This is a genomic window from Microcoleus sp. C2D2 (assembly GCF_036702495.1).
Classification (GTDB): Bacteria; Cyanobacteriota; Cyanobacteriia; order Cyanobacteriales; family Microcoleaceae; genus Microcoleus.
In genome coordinates this window covers 36074-55859 of the sequence record NZ_JAUBTO010000018.1, presented here as the reverse complement: position 1 = coordinate 55859, position 19786 = coordinate 36074, and the positions used below count along the sequence as shown (strand labels likewise).

6 protein-coding genes and 1 pseudogene are annotated in these 19786 nt (G+C 47.2%); all 7 read right to left on the bottom strand.

Annotated elements, in window-relative coordinates:
* Positions 1-14: 14 nt before the first annotated feature.
* The 7 genes and pseudogenes from QUB61_RS08730 to QUB61_RS08700 all read right to left on the bottom strand — a co-directional run bounded on the left by QUB61_RS08730 (position 15) and on the right by QUB61_RS08700 (position 19782).
* Positions 15-1208, bottom strand: a pseudogene (locus QUB61_RS08730) (RNA-guided endonuclease InsQ/TnpB family protein).
* Positions 1209-1384: 176 nt separating this feature from the next.
* Positions 1385-2542: an aldo/keto reductase gene (locus tag QUB61_RS08725; RefSeq protein WP_333126532.1), complete on the bottom strand. Its 1158-nt coding sequence runs from the start codon at positions 2540-2542 to the stop codon at positions 1385-1387.
* 123 nt (positions 2543-2665) lie between these two features.
* The gene (locus tag QUB61_RS08720; protein ID WP_333126533.1) at positions 2666-7039 is read right to left on the bottom strand and encodes an amino acid adenylation domain-containing protein; all 4374 of its coding nucleotides are present in this window, start codon (positions 7037-7039) and stop codon (positions 2666-2668) included.
* Between the two features lie 298 nt (positions 7040-7337).
* Positions 7338-12461 carry an amino acid adenylation domain-containing protein gene (locus tag QUB61_RS08715; RefSeq protein WP_333189907.1) on the bottom strand — a complete coding sequence of 1708 codons (5124 nt, stop codon included), beginning with the start codon at positions 12459-12461 and terminating at the stop codon, positions 7338-7340.
* A 47-nt stretch (positions 12462-12508) separates the two neighbouring features.
* Positions 12509-13801 (bottom strand): diaminobutyrate--2-oxoglutarate transaminase, encoded by a 1293-nt coding sequence (gene ectB / locus QUB61_RS08710; RefSeq protein ID WP_333126539.1) that lies wholly within the window; start codon positions 13799-13801, stop codon positions 12509-12511.
* Between the two features lie 31 nt (positions 13802-13832).
* Entirely contained in the window at positions 13833-15251 is a 1419-nt protein-coding gene (locus tag QUB61_RS08705; protein ID WP_333126541.1) for a condensation domain-containing protein, read from the bottom strand.
* 4 nt (positions 15252-15255) lie between these two features.
* Positions 15256-19782: an amino acid adenylation domain-containing protein gene (locus QUB61_RS08700; protein WP_333126544.1), complete on the bottom strand. Its 4527-nt coding sequence runs from the start codon at positions 19780-19782 to the stop codon at positions 15256-15258.
* Between the last annotated feature and the right edge of the window lie 4 nt (positions 19783-19786).

Below are 19786 nucleotides of genomic sequence, written 5' to 3'. Positions count from 1 at the left end.
GATTCTTGCTTGGGTCAGTCGATTTGCTCGTTGATGTCACCACCTTCATAGTAGAGATCGTTCTGTCCCCAAGCGTTAATTTCGGTGTGCCCCACCGTATTTGAATTGATTCCTGCTTGCTTCAATCCTTTTGCCAAAATGTTCTTCGCGGCGTTGTGATCGCGATCTAATATCGCACCACAACCACAAATATGGGTTCTAGTTGATAGCGTTTTTTTGACAGTATTGCCACAGGCTGAACAATCTTGGGAAGTATACACAGGCCCCACAGCAATTACTGTTTTACCGTACATTTTTCCAAAGTATTGCAACCACTGAGCAAACTGTGACCACGCTGCATCGCTAATTGATTTAGCAAGCTTGTGATTCTTAGCCATATTCTTCACCTGAAGTTCGACCTAGGCTACAAAATCGCGCTTATTTTACAACGCACAACGCCGTTAAGACGGCGCAGTCTTTACGCTGCCTGCTGACATGAAGGTGTTTTCTTCCTAACTTCTCGATCGCTTTTTTCCGATTGCTGGAACCTTTCTTCTTACCTTGAAACTCGCTTTGGCAATCTCTTCAAAGCTTTTTCACTTTTGCGAAGATAGCGAGGGTGGGGGACTGTCTCACCATTAGTATCGGTATAGGAATGGTTTAATCCCACATCTATTCCAAGGACTTTACCAGTGGAGATAGATTCCTCTGTTCGTTCAATATTGATACAAAACTGAGCATAGTAGCCATCGGCACGACGGACAACCCTAACTCGTTTAATCTCGTCGGGTGCATAGAAATGCAAGTCCCTACTACCGATCAACTTAAACTTCCCAGCAGCAAAACCGTCCTTAAACATTAAACATCTTTTATCAGCAGAAAGCGCCCACCCTGATGTCTTGTATTCGACGGAACTAGTATTTTTTTTGAACTGCGGGTATCCCTTTTTCCCTGGTTTCTTGGCTTGGCAATTAGCAAAAAAACGTTGAATAGCAAAAATAGCACATTCGTGCCGTAGCTTGACGCGCCATCGAGTTAAGTTTGCCTGCCCATTCAAACTCAAACGCCATAATGGCACACTGTTTGTACAGGTCAACTAGCTTAACCCCTTGATTATCGATCCAGTATCTAAGAGTTTTGTTTCTGACAGATTGAGCCGTCCGAATCATGTCGTCAATGACTCGGTATTGCTGCGCTTTGCCTTTCAACTTAAACTCTAATATAATCATGCAATTATGGTATCACATTCATAAATAACTATGCCTATAAGATGTGCTTACTTTATGATTCTTTAGACTTTACAGTGGAAATTAAAGCCGGCCACTGAAGAAGGGGCTTTAGACCCAATTTTTTGGGTAACGCCATTCAAGATTTTAAGTTCAGCCGTTCTCCGGCAAGGGGAACTTCAATTTCCGTTTAACACTTGAACAATTGAATCAGTAAGTTCCAGAAAGCTTGCTCTCTCAAGCCGCGGGACAGCAGCAAGGGCTAGGTTCTCTTCTATATGTTTTGGCGCTTTCATCCCTACAAGGGCACTCAGGAGGCCAGGGGCGCTCCGGGTATATTGGAGCGCCCGCTGGCAGTCTGTCCGCAAGCGATCGCCAAAGGCAGAAGCAATCTTTTCTGGGATCTGACCGATAACCTGCGCTTGACACAGCGACATACTGGCGATCGCGGAAATGCCTAAGCGATCGGCAGCTTCCAATACTGAGACTTGTTCTCCTTTGATTGTTTGAGTTGGGGTTAGCGCCGCTTCCGGCATCCCCATATTCAAAGGAAGCTGGATAAACCGAAACCGATCCTCTTTGTTCCCAGCTACTTCCCCAGCAAGAAATTTCGCACGCGCCAGATCGATACGATCCCTTTGAGTTGGAGGTACGCGGAAAGCATTCCAAGTTGCCAGACCGTAATTGGCAATTTTTCCAGCTAAAACTGCACCTTCAAGTACCTCAAAAACCTCTCGCAACCGATTGTAAAAAGTATCGGGTTCAACTTGAGAAAGTAGCTTTTCTGGATTGTGAAGATAGTAGACATCGATTGTCTCAATGCCGAGGTTGGCGAGGCTCCAATTAAGCTGATCTTGAATGTATTCTGGGTGGATACAGTAACGCTCCGCAGCCAAATCTGCCATGCTGACAGTAGAGTTGTTTGGCTCGACGTACTGCTGATAAAACCACTCTACATGGTTTGGAGTTGGATGCGGAACAACGCCGCCTTTCGTACAGATAATTAGTTCATCTCTTGAGGCTTCTCCCGATTCCAGGAGACGCCGGATAGCCTTTCCGACACTCCGCTCTCCGTACTGGTAGCGGTAGTTGATTGCTGAGTCAATTACGTTGGCACCCCGCCGAACCGATTCAACTACAGCTTCCGCCACAAGAGTGTCAGTATACTCATCTGGTTCGCCAAGGTAAGTGCCAATTCCAATCGAGCTGGCAACAAGCGAACCAGTTTCTCGGAAGTGATCGGCTGCACAGTTTTTGTTGTGCCGTTCCCTGTAACGCCGCGTTCCTTCTGCGGTAGCTCTGCCTGCGATCGCGATCGCATTACTACTTCCTAACATAAAAATCTTTTGCCTTCTCTTAAATAAACTAATCAGGACTTCCGCAAGTTTAAGTGATGCTAGATTTAAAATTCTCCTCAAAGTGAGCAAGGTAGAAACGCGATCGCTCGCGCCTCTACATTTTTAGACCAGATATTTGGGAGCCTCTATTAACTGGCGATCGACGAAATAGGAAAAATAAGTCCGAAACAAACTTGCATCCGCTTGCGGGCAGATAATGTCCGTTCCAGAAAGTCCCTTCAAGGCATTCTGGCAATCGAATTGCAGCGTGGCAGATTTAGCCATTTCTGCTTCCGAAACTTTTTCGGAGAAAAGACTGACAAGCGGATACAACGCATTTTCTGGAGAATATCCAGCGCGATTGATTACTTCTGCTTGCCAAGTCTCAGAAGAAACTTGTTTGATTGGATAACCCATTGAGCAAACCCAGCCAAGCAATTCACTCATCTGAAAAGACTGAGGGTTGACTAAATGAAAAGTCTTTCCGAGCAATTCTTTTTGGCTCGAAAGATGAACGATCGCTCGGCTCACATAGTCAACAGGCGCTACGTTCATCAGCTTATCGTCATCGGGCGCACATCCAAGTTGCACGCAACCAGCGATTAACCTGTACAGTAAGTCACTGGGATTGCAGGCCCCTGTTTGGCTGTCCCCAGAAATGCGGCCTGGCCTGTAAATGCTAACAGGAACCCCGCGATCGCGCGCGACCTCTACTAACTTTTCTGCCACCCACTTAGTCTGAGTGTAAGCGCCTTTTAGACCCTCTCCCGGAGTGAGTTCATCCTCCTCTCGCACGAGCTTAATCCCAGATTCTCCCATTGCCGAGAAAACGGAAATCGTAGAAATTAAATGGACTGGTTTTAGCTTACTTTGACTCGCCAATCTCAGAACTTCCTGCGTCCCCAAAACGTTAGCGGGTTTGAGAACCGAGTAGGGATAAGTAAACTTGACAAATGCACCATTGTGGTAGATGACATCAATTTTACTGGCTAAAACTCGGAACTCCTCCTCGGAAAGCCCCAAAAGTGGTTGAGACAAATCTCCAGCAATTGGGATAATGCGATCGCTGCTGCTTTCATCCCAAATTAAATAGGATTCTAGGCTGCTTTGAATCCGCTTTTTGGCTGATTCTGAATCGGCAGAACGGACTAGGCAATAAATTTCTGCTTGAGTTTGTTGCAAGAGGTCGCGGAGTAAAAAGGCTCCCAAAAAGCCCGTCGCCCCTGTTAAGAGAATGCAAGCTGGTTCCGTTTTTGGCTCGCTCAATGGAGTTGCAGGGCGAATTGCTGGATCTAAAACAACTTCAGCGTTAATATCGAAACTTGCAGTGCGATCGCCCGCAGAATCCCCCCCATGCTTCACCTCAATATTCTTTGCTAAAGCAGCGATGGTAGGCGCTTCAAAGAAACGGCGCAAGGGCAATTCCTTTTGGAAAGAATCTCTTACCTTTGCTAGCAACTGAGTAATCAGTAATGAATGTCCCCCCAAATCAAAGAAATTGTCATAAATTCCCACTTTTTCCAGCCCTAGCAGCTGGGCCCAAATCTCAGCAAGCATTTTCTCAATGGGAGTGCTAGGAGCGACAAAAGTATCTGCTAAATCGGCTGTCGCCACCTCCGGCGCTGGCAGCGCCCGCCGGTCTATTTTTCCATTAGCCGTGAGGGGCAATGCTTTCAGTACGACAAAAGCAGAAGGAACCATGTAGTCGGGCAGTTTTTCTTTTACAAATGACCGCAGCTCGTTAATAGCGATCGCTGATTCCCTCGCGGGTACAACATAGGCCACTAAGCGCTGATTCCCCGGTTCATTTTCCAGTAGCAAAACTACTGCTTCGCGCACAGCAGAATGTTGAGATAGCGCTGCTTCTATTTCCCCCAATTCAATGCGGAACCCTCGCAGTTTAACTTGGCTGTCGCTCCGCCCTAAAAACTCAATATTTCCGTCCGGCAAATACCGAGCCAAATCTCCTGTTTTATAAAGGCGATTTGAAGGTATAGCTAAGGAATCAGAAGGAAGAATGCCTGCGGCATTTCTCAAAGGGTTGATGATGAATCTTTCTGCGGTTAATTGGGGTTGGTTTAGATAGCCGCGAGCTAAAGAAGCACCGCCGATGTATAACTCGCCGGACACGCCAATGGCAACTGACTGCAAGTGCGAATCAAGTAAATAAATCTGCGCGTTATTGATAGGGCGACCGAGAGGAACTGTCTCAGAAATGCAATTTTCTCGGTCTTTGATGGGATAAGCCAGCACGCCTACGGTTGCTTCTGTTGGCCCGTAATGGTTGAAGACTGAACAGTCTGGGGCGTATTTCTGAATAGTTTCGAGCAAATTCCAACTTAAGGCCTCGCCGCCAAGGATTAATCGCTTTTTCGGCAAAACCTGCGCCGGATAAGAAGCAGTTAATAAAGCTTTTAGATGGGAGGGAACGATTTTGAGACAGTCAATGGAATGCTGTTGAAAGTAAGCAGCGATCGCCTCTGGATCGGTAGCGCGTTCCTGGGAAATTATGTGAAGGCTTCCTCCCGTACATAAAGCTGGAAAAATTACTGTATTTCCTAAGTCTGCTGCCAAGGTAGAAACGGTTGCGAAACTGGCACCTGATGGCAGGTTTAGCTGTTCCTGAATGCTGTAGAGGTAATTGACGAGCGATCGGTGTTCAATTGCCACTCCCTTTGGCGTGCCAGTGGAACCGGAAGTATAAATGACATAAGCTAAATTTTCAGGAGAGAGAGGAGGAGAGGGAGAGGGGGAGACAGAGGGAATTTCTGCGTCTAAGCAAACGATTTTTGCCTGAGTTTTTGGCAAGTTTTCGATTAGCTGTTGTTGCGTTAATAGCACTGCCACTCCGGCATCCTGCAACATCAAGGCGAGGCGCTCTTTTGGCATGGCCGGATCGAGTGGCAAGTACGCGCCGCCTGCTTTGAGAATGCCGAGCATTCCGGCGATCGCATCCACAGATCGCTCAGCACAAATTCCCACTAATCCTTCGGATTTAACTCCTAATTGTTGTAGGTAACGAGCGATTTGGGTGGCGCGGACGTTGAGTTCCCGGTAAGTGAGTTGCTGATTTTCACAGACAACCGCAAGGCAATCTGGTACGCGCTCCACTTGTTGCTCAAATAGCTGGTGAATGCACTTGTCTTTTGGGTAATCTTTCTGTGTTTGGTTGAAGTCAACTAAGACTTGGTGGCGGGCGCGATCGCTCAGAATTTCCAACTCGCCGAGAGCGGTTTCTGGGTGATTAGCTGCACTTTTTGTTAAGGTGTAGAATTGCTCTGCTAAACATTGGATCGCTTGTTCCCCTATCAAGGCCGGATCGTAGTGAAACTCAGCGATGAGAGCATCCTCTCGGCGCACGCAGGAGAGTTTAACTTTGAAGCGATCGCCGCAGACATATTGCTGGTAAATTGAAAAATCTACGCCAGCCGCCGCATACTTTTCTAGTTGTTCCTCAAACTCAAAACAAAATGGAAATCCAGGCGAGCCGTTTATATCTTCCCGGTTGAAATATTCCTGCCATTTATAAGCATCGCTTTGGGATTGCTGAATTTCCTGCCAGAATTCCTGAAAGGTAAAATTTTCTTGCAGTTGGCTGCGAAGCGGCAAAAACTTGGCAAATAGACCGAGTGCTGGCTCTAATTCTTCATATTTGCGATTGTCGAAGGCGGTGCCCATAATGATTTCTGCCTTTCCCAACCGCCGCCAGAGCAACGTTTTCCAGCAAGCTAGAAAGAAAGCAGATATTGAGGTTTCGTAGCGGCGGGCGATCGCTTCTATTTCTTCTAGTAAACTCAGTTCTATTTTAACCTCAAAAAAATTCGGTTCAAATGGATCGGACGCGCTGCTATTTTTATTTTCAAAAGGCAATTTTAAACTGGCTAGCGCCGAGTAATCCCGCTCAGTCCAATATTTTTTGCCCTCTGCCGCCTCTTCATCCTCAATCAATTCATTCTGCCATTCCGAATATTGGACATATTGCACCACTTCGTCGGCCAGTTCCTCACCTTGCAAGCAAGCTGAATAACACTGGCTAATTTCTCGAATTAGATTTTTGATGGTGCGGGAATCGGCGCAGAGGGAAGGCAGGCTAACAAGCAAAATGTGCCTGTTTGCTGATAGAGAAATTAAGGATAAGCGCCAAATTGGATTTTGCTCAACGTTGAAAACTGAGCGCTTTTCGTTTTGAAAAATTTCAGGGAGTTTAGCCGCTTGTTCTGGCGGGGTAAAGCATTCGAGATTAACGATCTGCCAGGAAATTAAGCTGCGATCGCCGATGACTTGAATCGGAAATTTAATCCCAGAACGTCGCTGAAAGCTCGTCCGCAGAATTTCGTGGCGATCGCTGACTTTTTGCAGCGCTTCTTTTAAGGCATTTGCTTGGAGATTGCCCTCGATCAAAATCGCACACTGAGCGCGATAAGCGGTACTATCTTGTTGCAACAGCCACAGATATTTTTGTTGAGGAGAAAGCCGAAATCCATTAATTGTTTGCATGGGTTATATTGCTTTATGTTTTAGGATCGCTAGGGAATTAAGTCCAAAGCTTATAGCTCAAGTCCGTTAAAACTCACATCTTGTACCATTGTCAAGAACAGGCAAGATGCCTGTTCCACAATAAAATTCATCTCTTGTGGAACAGGCATCTTGCCTGTTCCTAAATAAGTAATTGAGAAGGGTGCAACATATAAGTTAAAACAGACTATGGAAAAGGCGTTGAAGTGGCGAATACAGGCAATTCTAACTTCGTAGCCGAGTTGGATAAAGCCGAATTTTGCGAGAGAGAAGTCAACTTTTAAATCTCTGCTTCACCGATCATTTCGCCCATCGCCACCACAATTTTGCGCGGTCCGACAAATGGATTGCGACTGTGAGCAGCCAACATATTATCTAACATTAATATGTCGCCAGCTTGCCAAGGGAAACTAACGGTTGCCTGCTGATAGACTGCCTGAATTTCTGCCATTACCGAGTCTTCAATGGGAGTGCCGTCGCCGTAATAAACATTGCGAGGCAGGTTTCCTTCTCCAAAGACAGATAATAAGGAGTTGCGGACGGCCGGATCTAAGCAGGAAATGTGGTGCAAAGGAAGTTGGTTAAAAAATACCATCTCTCCAGTTTTGGGGTGCTTGGCGATCGCCGGCCTCCGCTTGCAAGTTCTGAGCTTATTTCCGTCTTTCCACTCAAATTCTATGCCTGCTTGACGGCAATATTGTTCCACCTCAGTTTTATGCGCCGTTTTGAAAAATTCTTGCCAGCTTACATCGAGTCCGTCGGTGTAATTGCGGACGTACATCAGTTGCTTTTGGGCGAATTTTTCTCGGAGTTTGGAGTCTAGCAACTGGTAAACTTTCCGGCAATCAACGATCGGGGTTTCGCCGCCTGACTGCGCGGGTTGAACGCAGAAAAACCAGATTTTCATTGGCCAGCGGTGCAGGTGGGAACTTTCGTTGTGAAAGAAGATGGTTTGCTCGGCAGGATAAGGGGTCGAACCGTAAACTTTTCCGCCGATTCCTTCGCGCGGCAAATCTCCGTACTCGCCGAACAGTTGCGGACAAATCCCCAAGGCAAACTGCTCGAAAGTAGAAACTAAGGGCTCGGTGAAGCCTCGAAACAAAATTGCACCGTGTTGCTGCAATTTGGTCTCGATCAAAGTTCGGTTGCTTTTCGCCCAATCAATGAGATCGACATCGCTGGCAGCGGGTTTAATGACTAGCGGGAATAGTTCCCCAGGCTGGAGAAATTCGGTTTTTATCAACTCGCCGTCTGGCAGAGTGACTACTTTCGGTTTAACACTCTTAAACTTGCTAAAATTCAGCTTTTCGCGCTTGACTTCTTGCATTGCTTGTTGTTCTTTTTCCGCTTCCGTAAGAATTTCTAAGTTATTTAACCGAGTCTCAGGCTCCGCCACAATGCTGTTGAGTAAGGTTTCAAAACGGCTGGACATTTGCTCGATGGCGGCGGCCTCGAAAAGGTCAGCGTTGTACTTCCAAGCGCCTGCAATTCCTTGCTCGGTTTCTCCCACGAAGAGAACTAAATCAAATTTGGCGATGCCGCTGTCTTGTTCTAAGGGTGTCAAAGTTAACCCGCCTAGCTCTAAAGCAGGCATGGGCATATTTTGCATGACGAATAAGACTTGAAAGAGCGGTGTTTGATTCACGCTGCGATCGGGCCGCAATTCCTCCACCAATTTGTCGAATGGTAAATCCTGGTGAGCGTAGGCTTTTAAGGTGACTTCGCGCACGCGATCGAGCAATTCAATGAAAGTAGGATTGCCACTGAGATCGCCGCGCAAAAGCAAGATATTGACAAAGAAACCAATCAGAGCCTCTGTTTCCAATTGGGTGCGGTTGGCGAGGTCGGTGCCAACCACCATGTCATCCTGATTTGTCGAGCGATATAGCAGCGTTTCAAGAGCAGCTAGCAACGTCATAAATAGGGTGACATTTTGTTGGCGGCTCAGCTTGTTGAGCGCTGCGGAAAGGTTTGGGGAAAGCTGGAAAGGTTGAAGGGCAGCGCGATAGGTAGAAACAGCGGCACGCGGTTGTTTGGCAGGCAGTTGCAGCACTGGTAAGGGATTGCCTAAGTGTTGCTTCCAATAGGCAAGTTTTTCTTCTAAAACTTCCCCAGAGAGCCAGTTTCGCTGCCACACGGCATAATCGGCGTATTGGATTGAAAGTTCGGGAAGTGGGGAGGGTTTGCCAGTGCAAAAAGCTTCGTAGAGGGTTGCCATTTCCCGCACAAGTACCCCGAGAGACCAGCCATCTGCAACGATGTGATGGATGGTTAGCAATAAGATAAATTCTGTGTCGCCTAACTGTAGCAAAGTGACTCGCATTAATGGCCAGTTTGCTAAGTCAAAAGGTTGTTGCGCTTCCTCGGCGGCGAGTCGCATAGCTTCTGCTTCTCGCTGAGATTGAGGAAAGTGCTGCAAATCTATAACTGAGAGCGCGAAAGTAGGTTCGGGAATTATCAACTGAATGGGCCGCCCTTCCACCGCGCTAAAAGTTGTCCGCAAGGCTTCGTGGCGATTGATAACTGCTTGGAAACTGCGCTCTAATGCTGTCAGGTCGATCGCACCTTTCAAGCGCACGGCTGCGGGGATATTGTAAGCCCGATCGCCCGGTTGCAACCGATCGAGAAACCAGAGCCGCTGTTGTGCGAAAGAAAGGGGCAATTCTGGGCCTCGCGGTGCGCGATCGATGGGAGGTGCTTTCAGTTTTTGCTCGCTGCTGCTGATTTGGGAAATGCGCGAGCTCAAACTTGCCACTGTTGGCGATTCAAATAAGACGCGCAGGGGCAATTCAATTTTAAAGGCTTCTCGCAGGCGCGCGATCGCCTGAGTAGCTAATAGGGAATGTCCTCCCAATTCAAAGAAGTTATCCTCGCTGCCAATTCCCTCGATGCCTAACACTTCGCTCCAGATGCCAGCAACCATTTCCTCCAGGGGCGATCGCACCGCGGAGATCGCGCTTTTTTCCGGTGCAGGCAGCGATCGGCGATCGACCTTCCCATTCGGCAAAAGCGGCAGCGCCTCCAGCAGCACGAAGGCTGAAGGCACCATATACTCCGGCAATTTTTGTTTTAAATCGCCGCATAACTCATCTGCCAGGCTCGAAGATTGAAACTCTGAAAAACTGTTTTCTGCCTGGTGCCCAGCGATATAGGCGACTAGACGCTTGTTGCCCGGGCTATCTTCCCTGACGATAACTGCCGTCTCCCGCACGGCTGGATGTCGCTCCAATACAGCCTCTATTTCTCCTAGTTCGATGCGGAAACCGCGAATTTTTACCTGGCGATCGATGCGCCCTAGAAATTCGATCGTTCCATCCGGAAGCCACCGCCCTAAATCTCCGGTTTTGTACATTAAATCTTTGTCAATTCCTGGCAGCGGTTTTGCCGTATTTGGAAAGGGATTTTCAACAAAGCTTAATTGAGTATTCTTTTCATCTTTCCAATAGCCCTCGCCGACGCCAAATCCCGACACGCAAATCTCTCCCGGCACTCCGACGGGCAATAACTTCATCTGAGAGTCGAGGATGTAAAGATTTAAATTGGCGAGGGGTTGGCCAATCGATAGCGATCGCTGATTTTCCGGCAAAGGTTTATCAAGAATTGCCTGCGTAATATCGTCAGCCGCTTCTGTAGGGCCATAAGCATTGACAACGCCGATAGAGGGATACAGGCGCAACCACTGATTCGCCAACTCTACCGAGACGGATTCTCCCGTTACCATCATCCATTTTAAATTGGGGAACGCTCGTTGCTGCGGCGAGAATTTTGAAAGATAGTCTGTCAATCCTCGGACAACGGTGGGAACGAGTTCGACGAGGGTTAATTTTTGTTTTTGAATGATTTCAAACAATTTTTCTGGATTGCAAATTGTTTCCGCGTCGGCAATTACGGTTTTTCCGCCAATTAAAAGAGGCGCTAAAAATTGCCAAACCGAAATATCCGATGAAGCGGGAGCGCTTTGCAAAAAGGTAAATTCTTCAGTCAATCCCAGCGCCTCAAATTGGGCGTAAATGTGATTGAGCGCGCCGCCGTGTCGGATAATAGCTGCCTTGGGCAATCCGGTGGAACCGGAGGTATAAATCGCGTAAGCTGGATCGGTGCCGCGATTGCTAGTTTCTAGATTGGCGGAGGGCAGTTTATCGAAATCGCGGCGATCGCATATCTGAACCTCGGCGGCGGATCTCGCCGCGCCCTCGGGCTTGACATCTAAACAAGCCAAATATTTTAACTGAGGGCAATACTCAATTTGGCTTGCCAAAATCTCTAAAAATGAAGCGTCTGTTAAGAGAATCCGCACTTCGCTGTGAGAAAGCATATAGCGAATTCTCTCCGGAGGATAAGTGCTGTCAATGGGAACGTAGACTGCCCCCGCCTTTAAAATAGCGAGAATAGCGATGATAAAATTCGGACTCCGTTTTTGCAGAATTCCCACCAGTTGTCGATTTTTGACTCCTAAACTCTGCAAAAATCTGGCGAGTTGATTCGCTTTTGCGTTCAGTTGGCGATAAGTTAACTGAGTTTCTTCAAAAACAACAGCTATTCGATCGGGCGTTTTTTCGACCTGGCTTTCAAATAAATCGTGAATCGTTCGCTCGACAGGATACTCTCTAGCATTGTCGTTAAAAGTTTCTAATAGCTGGCGGATTTCAGATTGGCTTAAAAAACTAAGATCCCCAATTTTCAGGTGAATGTTGTTGGTGACGTTTTCCAACAGATTGACATAGTGTGCCGTCAGTCTTCTGATGGTTTCCTCTTTGAAAAGCAAGTCGCTGTACTCAATTTTGCCGACAATCCGATTGCCATCGACTTTCAAAGCAATTGTTAAATCATTGCCTAGTTCCGCGAGATCGCTTGCAGAGTGAATGTTTTCCCATAAGACGGCTACCTCAAAAATGGGACAGCGGCTCTGAGTTTCGGAAAGTTTTAACAACCCCACTAATTCAGCAAACGGATAATTTTGGTGGCTGTAGGCCGCGAGCGCAGTATCTTTGACTTGCAGCAGAAACTCTTTAAAAGTCAATTGAGGAGTTACAGTGGAGCGCAGCGGAACCACTCGATTAATTAAGCGATCGCTTTTTTCTGGGTTATAAACCGGCGAGCCGACAATAACATCCCTATTGCTCGTATATTTGTGGAGCAGTATTTTAGCGGTAGCGAGGAGAATTAGATAAATTGACAAATCGGATTTTTTCGCCAACTTAAAAATCGCTTCAGACAGTTCGCTCGACAGTTCAAATGCGACCTCTCGCTCTTTGCCACTATCTAGCACAGGTCTTACATAATCGGCTATCAAAGTGGTCTCCGGCAGTTCCCCGGAGAGCTTGTTTAACCAATAAATTTTTTGAGACAACAAGTTATCTGAAATGGGGGTAAGCTGCCTGATTTGATTAACTACGGCTATCATCGATCGTCTCCTCACATTATTAAAAAAATTGGAAAAAGTTATGGCAATTAGGAATTCAAGCAATCGGACAAGGCTTGTTGGAGAATCAGGCAGCCTTTTTTCAAAATCGGCCATTCTATCGTTAGCGGGGGCAAGATTTTGAGCACGGTATCATTTCTCCCAACTCTTTCGACGATTAATCCCAACTCGAAACACCGCGAAGTGACCTTTTTAGCAAAACTGGCACCGCCAAAATTTACCAAATCAATGCCCCAGATTAAACCAATTCCTCGGATCTCTATTTTTTCGCTGATGGGGGCGATTTCTTCGGTGAGGAATTTTTTTAACAAAAACTCTTTCACTTGTACTTCGGGTTCAAGGCGGATATTTTCTCGATACTCTAGAGCAGCGGCAGCTCCTACGAAAGCGAGTTGATTTCCCCGAAATGTACCCGTATGTTCGCCCGGTTCCCAAATATCGAACTCAGATTTAATCAACAAAAGCGACATCGGAAAGCCGTAACCGCTGATCGATTTGGAGAGGATTACCATATCGGGAACGATATTAGCTCTTTCAAATGAGAAGAATGGCCCTGTCCGCCCGCAACCAACTTGAATGTCGTCGCAAATTAATAAAATGTCGTGGCGCGAGCACAAGTCTCTGAGCTGTTGCATCCACTCGACGGGCGCGACAATTATTCCCCCTTCAGCTTGCACCGTTTCAAAAATAATTGCCGCTGGTTTTTCGATTCCAGAATTGACATCATTTAGGACTGCTTCGATATAACCGATAGTATTAAAACTTTCCATGAACCCATAGGGATAGGGCATAAAAGTTACATTATTTGAGGTTACGCCTGCCCCCGCTCTCGCGGCAATATTGCCAGTCGCAGCTAAACTGCCTAACGTCATGCCGTGATAGGCTCCCATGAATGAGAAAATGCCCGGTCTTTTCTTGATTTTTCTGGCTAATTTCAAAGCCGCTTCAACGGCATTCGTTCCCGTTGGGCCGCAAAACTGAACTTTATAATCCAGCTTTTTCGGTTCTAAGACAGACGAAAAGAATTTTTCTAAAAATTCTTTTTTGGCTGAGGTGTGCATATCTAATCCCTGGGCGATCGCGTCCGATTCCAGATACGCTATTACTTTATGCTTGATATAGTCATTGTTGTGCCCGTAATTCAGCGCCCCTGCCCCTGCTAAAAAATCGATATATTCCGCTCCTGTTTCGGAATATATGATAGAATCTTTTGCCCGATGGAATATATCAGGAAAATTTCTGCAATAGCTTCTGACATTAGACTCGCAACTTTCAAAAATATTTGCTGGCTGACTTGGCTTTTGTAGGGCGATGGGATGCATGGCAAATTTCTCACTCTAGTTAATTTGTTTGTTACGCGGCGGACAATTCAAAACTAAACGTTACTTCTCTTTCCAGACTTAACGTCATGGGATACTCGCGATCGATCGGCAACAGCAAGTCCTTCAGGAGCGCGTTTGGTTGCGCCAAGATGCCCTGAATTAATCTCTCGAAATCCTCCAGAATGTGAGTAATTGTGGCTAGCTCGAAGCGGCGGAAATCGTAATTGATGCCGATGCAGAACGTTAGATCCGGATACACCGCAACAGTCAGGGGATAGTTAGTCTTGTAAAAAGTCGGCGCATTGGAGAAAATCGTCGAGTTCGAGATTTCTAGATTGCCTTCCCATTTTTGCAAGAGTGAATCCACAGGCGCGTTTTCATACACCAAGATACTCTCGAACAAAGGCCTGCTTCGCGGCACTTGACTCCACCCTTGAATATCAACTAGCGGACTCCACTCGTACTGGCGCATTTCCAGTAATTGTTCTTGAAGCTGCCTCAGCCAAACTAGCAGAGATTGGTCAGAAGCTACCTCGATCCATACGGGCAAGCTGTTAACAAATAGCCCAATTAGCGGCTTGTCTTGTAGTAATTCTACTGGGCGTCCCGCCACCGTACATCCGTAGACGACTTTGCGATCGCCGCTGTAGTAACTGAGGAGCATCGCCCATGCTCCCTGAAAGATCGTACTCAATGTAAGCTGGTGCTGCCGCGAAAAAGATTGTAGCGCTGCTGTAGTTTCTGGCGATAAATAGATTCTCTGTTCGTCGTATTTTTCCTCGGAATTGAAGGCGCTGCTAGCATCTAGATTGGTAAGGGAAGTAGGCGATCGCAATTCTCCGAGTGCCTGCCGCCAGTACGTCTGGGCTTTCGCTACGTCTTGTTTTTGCAACCATTCGATGTACTCTCGGTAGGGAATGCTGGGTGCTAAATCTACCTTTTTCCCCTCACAAATCGCATCGTAAAGTTGAATCACTTCCGCGAGAATCGTGGGGATTGACCACCCATCCATCACGATAAAATGTCTACTCCAAATAAATTGGTAACAGTTGTCAGCGAGGCGAAACAAAGTCAGGCGCATCAAACACTCTTGGGAAAGGTCGAACCCTAAGGCGCGATCGCTATCCAGAAAAGTATTTAATTGCTCCTCCTGTTCCGCAGGATTTAGCCCCCGCCAGTCGCATTGCTCTAAGGGAACTGTTACTTGCTGATATACAACTTGTAACGGTTTGTTGATATCTTGCCAGAAAAAGCCTGTCCGCAAACTCGCGTGCCGGTTCGCTACTTGCTCCCAAGCGCTAGAGAAAGCGTCAACGTTGAGATTGCCCCGCAACAAAAAGGGCATTTGGAAAAAATACAATCCCAATTCCGGAGCGAATAAGCTATGAAAAAGAATGCCTTTCTGAATCGGCGAAAGTTCGTAAATATCCTCAATGTTTTCTACTTGCATGAATTTACCTCCGTTGGTTGATTTTCGCTAAGAAGCGATCGAGGTCTTTTTGACTCAAATTTGCTTTTGGGAAGTCAGAAGGCGTGTAGGTTCCTGCTTCGACAGACTGACAGTGGGCGGCAAGCGAGCGCAAATTATCCACAAAATCATTAGCTAGTTTTTCGATGGTGGTTCGCCGGTAGGCTGCTTCGCTATACCTCCACTCTAGTTGCAGCCTATTTTCTCGCACGCCTCCGTCAATTTCGATCGGATAGCGCCGATTTCCTAGCAGGCTGCTGCTCGCGCTTTCTACTAGCTCAAACGCAAAAGATTCAGGCACAATCGGATCGAATTGCTCGCGGTAGTTAAATCTAACCTGCGATCGATCCAAGGCTTGCAGGTGCGCCGCTACTTCTGCGCCATCGCCCAAATAGCGCAGTACCCCAAAGCCAGCACCTCGATTGGGTACGCCCCGCACCTGCTCTTTAATCGCCTTTAAAGCTTCCCCAGGCTGTGAGATGCCCTTGAGAATGAGCTGCACCGGGAAAATCGCCGCAAAGCAGCCGATCGTGCGCGACAAATCGATATCTTTGCCAAAAATTTCTCGCCCCGAAGCCTCCAAATCCACCTGCAAGGAATCCGCTTTCGTCCACTGATTAAAAGTTTGCACCAATGCAGTCAGCAATACTTCGCTCGTTTGGGTTCCATAAGCTGCTGGAACTTTTTGCAGTAAAGTGCGAGTTTCTTCAACATCGAGCAAAACTAATACAATGCTCGCCTCATCATTGCTTGGAGAATCAACGGGCAGTTTCGAGACTTCTTGACGCGCAGCAAGCCAGTAATCTCGCTCTTGCTGAATTTGTGGCGATTTGGCGTACTCTTGCAGAAATTCTGACCACCGTTTAAAAGTTGCTGTTGTGGGCGGTAATTCTACGGATTGCCCCTGACTCAACTGCGCGATAGCCGCAGAAAGTTCCTCTAGCAAAATTTGCCAGGAAACGCTATCTGCCGCCAGTTGATGAATCGTTAATAGCAGGCTATTGGGCCGATCGTTTCCCTGGTTAAACAAAGCCACTCGCCAGAGAATTCCCTCGGCTGGATTCAAACTTTCTGTTAGCTCGGCTGCCGTTCTTTCTAAAGTAATTTCTCGTTCGCTCGCTGGCAACGCCGATAAATCGATGTATGAGAAAGGTGCTGTTTGAATTTCATCTAAACTACCATACATTTGCTGCCAGCCCGATTCTGTATGGAGAAATCGCAGGCGAAGAATGTCGTGGCGATCGAGCAATTTTTGCACCGCTTGCTGCCATAGTTCAGGAGCGATTGCCGAGTCTGTTTTAAATAAAAAGCTCTGGCATTTCCCTGAAATTTTTTCTTCTAAAAATTCCTGCTGTATTGGGAGAATAGGCAGCAGTTTTTTAGTCGTCTCAATTGTGCCTGCAACGGCTGCAAGCTCCGCCACAGTGGGACACTCAAACAGTTGTCTGGGCGTCACGCGAAAGCCGGCTTGATTGATTTTGGCGACGATGCGAATGCTTGAGATCGAATCTCCGCCTAACTCGAAAAAGTTATCATAAATTCCTACTTTTTCGACATCTAGCATTTGCCCCCAAATCTGGGCGATAGTTTCCTCGGCAGGGGTGCGAGGTTCTGCGAAAGTTCCTTCTAATTTCGCTCTGGCAGTGTCGGGTTCTGGGAGCGATCGCCGGTCTACCTTTCCGTTAGGAGTTAAAGGCAAACTTTTGAGCGTTACAAAAGCCCAAGGTACCATGTACTCAGGTAATTTTGTCGCTAAAAAACGGCGAAGTTCGCTGCTGCTTGGTGCTTGTTTCTGATTAGAAACAAAATAAGCCACGAGGCGCTTTTCACCAGGCGCATCTTCCCGCGCCACCACTACAGCCTGCGCGATATCTGGATGCTGCCCTAACGCTGCCTCAATTTCTCCCAATTCAATGCGGAAGCCCCGGATTTTTACTTGACTGTCAATTCGCCCGATGAATTCGATGTTTCCGTCAGGCAAATAGCGAGCCAAATCCCCAGTTTTGTACAGCCGCGCTTCAGGCGCACCGAATGGGTTCGGAATAAATTTTTGTGCCGTCAATTCGGGGCGGTTGAGATAGCCCCGCGCCAGACTGCTGCCGCCGATGTGCAGTTCCCCAGGCACGCCTACTGGCACTGGCTGCAAATGGGAATCCAGTAGATAAATCTGGGTATTTGCTATAGGTCGGCCGAGTTGAACTGTCTCGGAAATTCCTTTCAATTCCTCGCCATACACTTGATAGGTGAGTACGCCCACTGTCGCTTCTGTTGGCCCGTAGTGATTGAAAATAAGGCAATCTGGATTGATTTGACGAATCTTTTCAATCAATTCCCAGCTTGCAGCTTCACCGCCTAAAATTAGCCGTCTTCGTGGCAAAATAGACTCGGCGACAGAAGAAGTTAAAAGAGCAGCAAGGTGCGAGGGAACAATCTTGAGGCAATCGATAGAATGGCGGCGGAAATATTGGGCCAGTGCTTCTGGATCGGTTGCGCGCTCCTGGGATACTATATGGAGGCATCCACCCGAACAAAGTGCCGGGAAAATCGCTGTATTGCCCAAGTCGGCAGCGAAGGTAGAAACGGTGGCAAAACTGGCACCTGATGGCAGGTTTAATCTTTCCTCAATAGCGTACAGGTAATTGAGCAGTTGCCGGTGTTCGATCGCGACTCCTTTGGGGATGCCAGTGGAACCGGAAGTATAGATGAGGTAAGCTAAATTGTCAGAAGAGGCGCGAGCGGTGTAAGATGCAGAAACAGTGGGAATGTCTGTATCGATGCAAACAATATTTGCCTGAGTTTTCGGCAAGCTTTCGATGAGCCGCTGTTGTACGAGCAAAACCTTCACCTGAGCGTCTTCTAGCATTAGGGCTTTGCGCTCTATTGGGGTCGTTGGATCGATGGGTAAATAGGCACCACCGGCTTTGAGTACGCCCAGCATTCCTACGATTGTTTCTAAGGAGCGATCGAGGCAAATGCCAACAACGACCTCTGGTTCAACTCCCAAGTTTTGCAGGTGATGGGCGAGTTGATTGGCGCGATCGTTGAGTTCTCGGTAGGTGATTTGTTCACTTTCAAAGACGACGGCAATGCTGTCTGGGTTGCGTTCTGCTTGTTCTTCAAAAAGCTGGTGAACGCATTTATTTTTCTGGTAATCTTTTTGAGTTTGGTTAAAGTCAATGAGAAGTTGCAGCCGATCGCGAGCGCTCAGTATGTCTAGCTGACTGATAGCGACTTCTGGATTTTTGACTGTGCTTTCTAAAAGCGCCTGAAAGTGTTCTGACAAGCGCTTTATATCTGCCGCAGCAAATAAAGCGGAATCATAGTGAAATTCAGCGCTTATGGAATTGCACAGGCGGAGGCAGGAGAGCTTGAGTTTGAATGGCTCTAGGCAGGCATCTTGCCGAACAAGGGAAAATGAAACGCCTGAATTACCATAGTTCTTAGGCTCTGCTTGGAAGTCAAAGCAGACGGGCCAAAAGCTGCTGCTTTTTTCGTTTTCTAGGATTTCTTCCCAGCTAAAATATTCTTGCCAGTTGTACATCTCGTTGAGATTAAGCTCAACTTGCTGCCTCGCTTGTGAGAAATTTAACTCGTCTTGCACTGGGCATCGTAGGGGTAAGTATTTGCACAGCAGCCCCAGAGAGTGTTCTAATTCTTCATATTTTCTGCCGTCAATCGCTACGCCGATTATCGGGTTTTGCTCTCTGGTAAGCCGCCAAATGAGAATTTGCCAGCAAGTCAGCAGGAAGGCAGAAATATCGCTTTTGTGCTTTGGGGCGATCGCTTCCAGGCTGTTCAACAAATCACCCCGAATTTCCACCCTTTCTACTAGCGGCTTAAATTCCGCTTCTGCGTTCTTCTTTTCCCAAGGAAGCGTTAATAAATCCAAAGATTCAATGTTCAGCTTTCGCCAGTATTCTTGGCCGATTGCCGTTTCTTCTGATTCGAGTAACTCATTTTGCCACTCAGCAATATCGGCATATTGCATTGGCTCATCGGCTGGTTCTTCTTGGCAGGTATAGGCCCAGTAGGAAAGACTGACTTCGCGGGTAAAATTTTTCAGGGTGACGCTATCTGCAATTAAGGCAGAGAAGTTCGCCACCAATAGGTGCTTGTCTTGGGCCAGAGTGACTAAAGAGATGTGCCAAAGTGAGCCGCGCTCAAAATCAAAAGGAAGCAGACTTAATTGCTGAAAAAGCGCTGCGATTTTAGCTTCTTGTTCTTCGGGAGACAAATCGCTGAGATTGTATTCCGAGATAGGAACTTCACCAGTGCTGGCGATCGCTTGCAGGGGTAGTGTCATCCCAGGCAAGCAGTGAAAGCTAGTCCGCAGGATTTCGTGCCGATTCACGACATTTTGCAGCGCACTTTTAAGAATCTCTCGATCGAGGTTTCCTGTAATTAAAATTGCACCTCGAACGCGATAGGTCTGTTTAGGATTATTTTGCTGTAACTCCCACAGGTGCCGTTGCTGTGGAGAAAGTCTAAACCCTTCGATTGTTTCCTTTTGCATATCT

Excerpts from the sequence above, each read along its gene's own strand:
- QUB61_RS08725 (WP_333126532.1), bottom strand. The coding sequence starts at position 2,542 with ATGTTAGGAAGTAGTAATGCGATCGCGATCGCAGGCAGAGCTACCGCA.
- QUB61_RS08720 (WP_333126533.1), bottom strand. The coding sequence starts at position 7,039 with ATGCAAACAATTAATGGATTTCGGCTTTCTCCTCAACAAAAATATCTG.
- QUB61_RS08715 (WP_333189907.1), bottom strand. The coding sequence starts at position 12,461 with ATGATAGCCGTAGTTAATCAAATCAGGCAGCTTACCCCCATTTCAGAT.
- ectB (WP_333126539.1), bottom strand. The coding sequence starts at position 13,801 with ATGCATCCCATCGCCCTACAAAAGCCAAGTCAGCCAGCAAATATTTTT.
- QUB61_RS08705 (WP_333126541.1), bottom strand. The coding sequence starts at position 15,251 with ATGCAAGTAGAAAACATTGAGGATATTTACGAACTTTCGCCGATTCAG.
- QUB61_RS08700 (WP_333126544.1), bottom strand. The coding sequence starts at position 19,782 with ATGCAAAAGGAAACAATCGAAGGGTTTAGACTTTCTCCACAGCAACGG.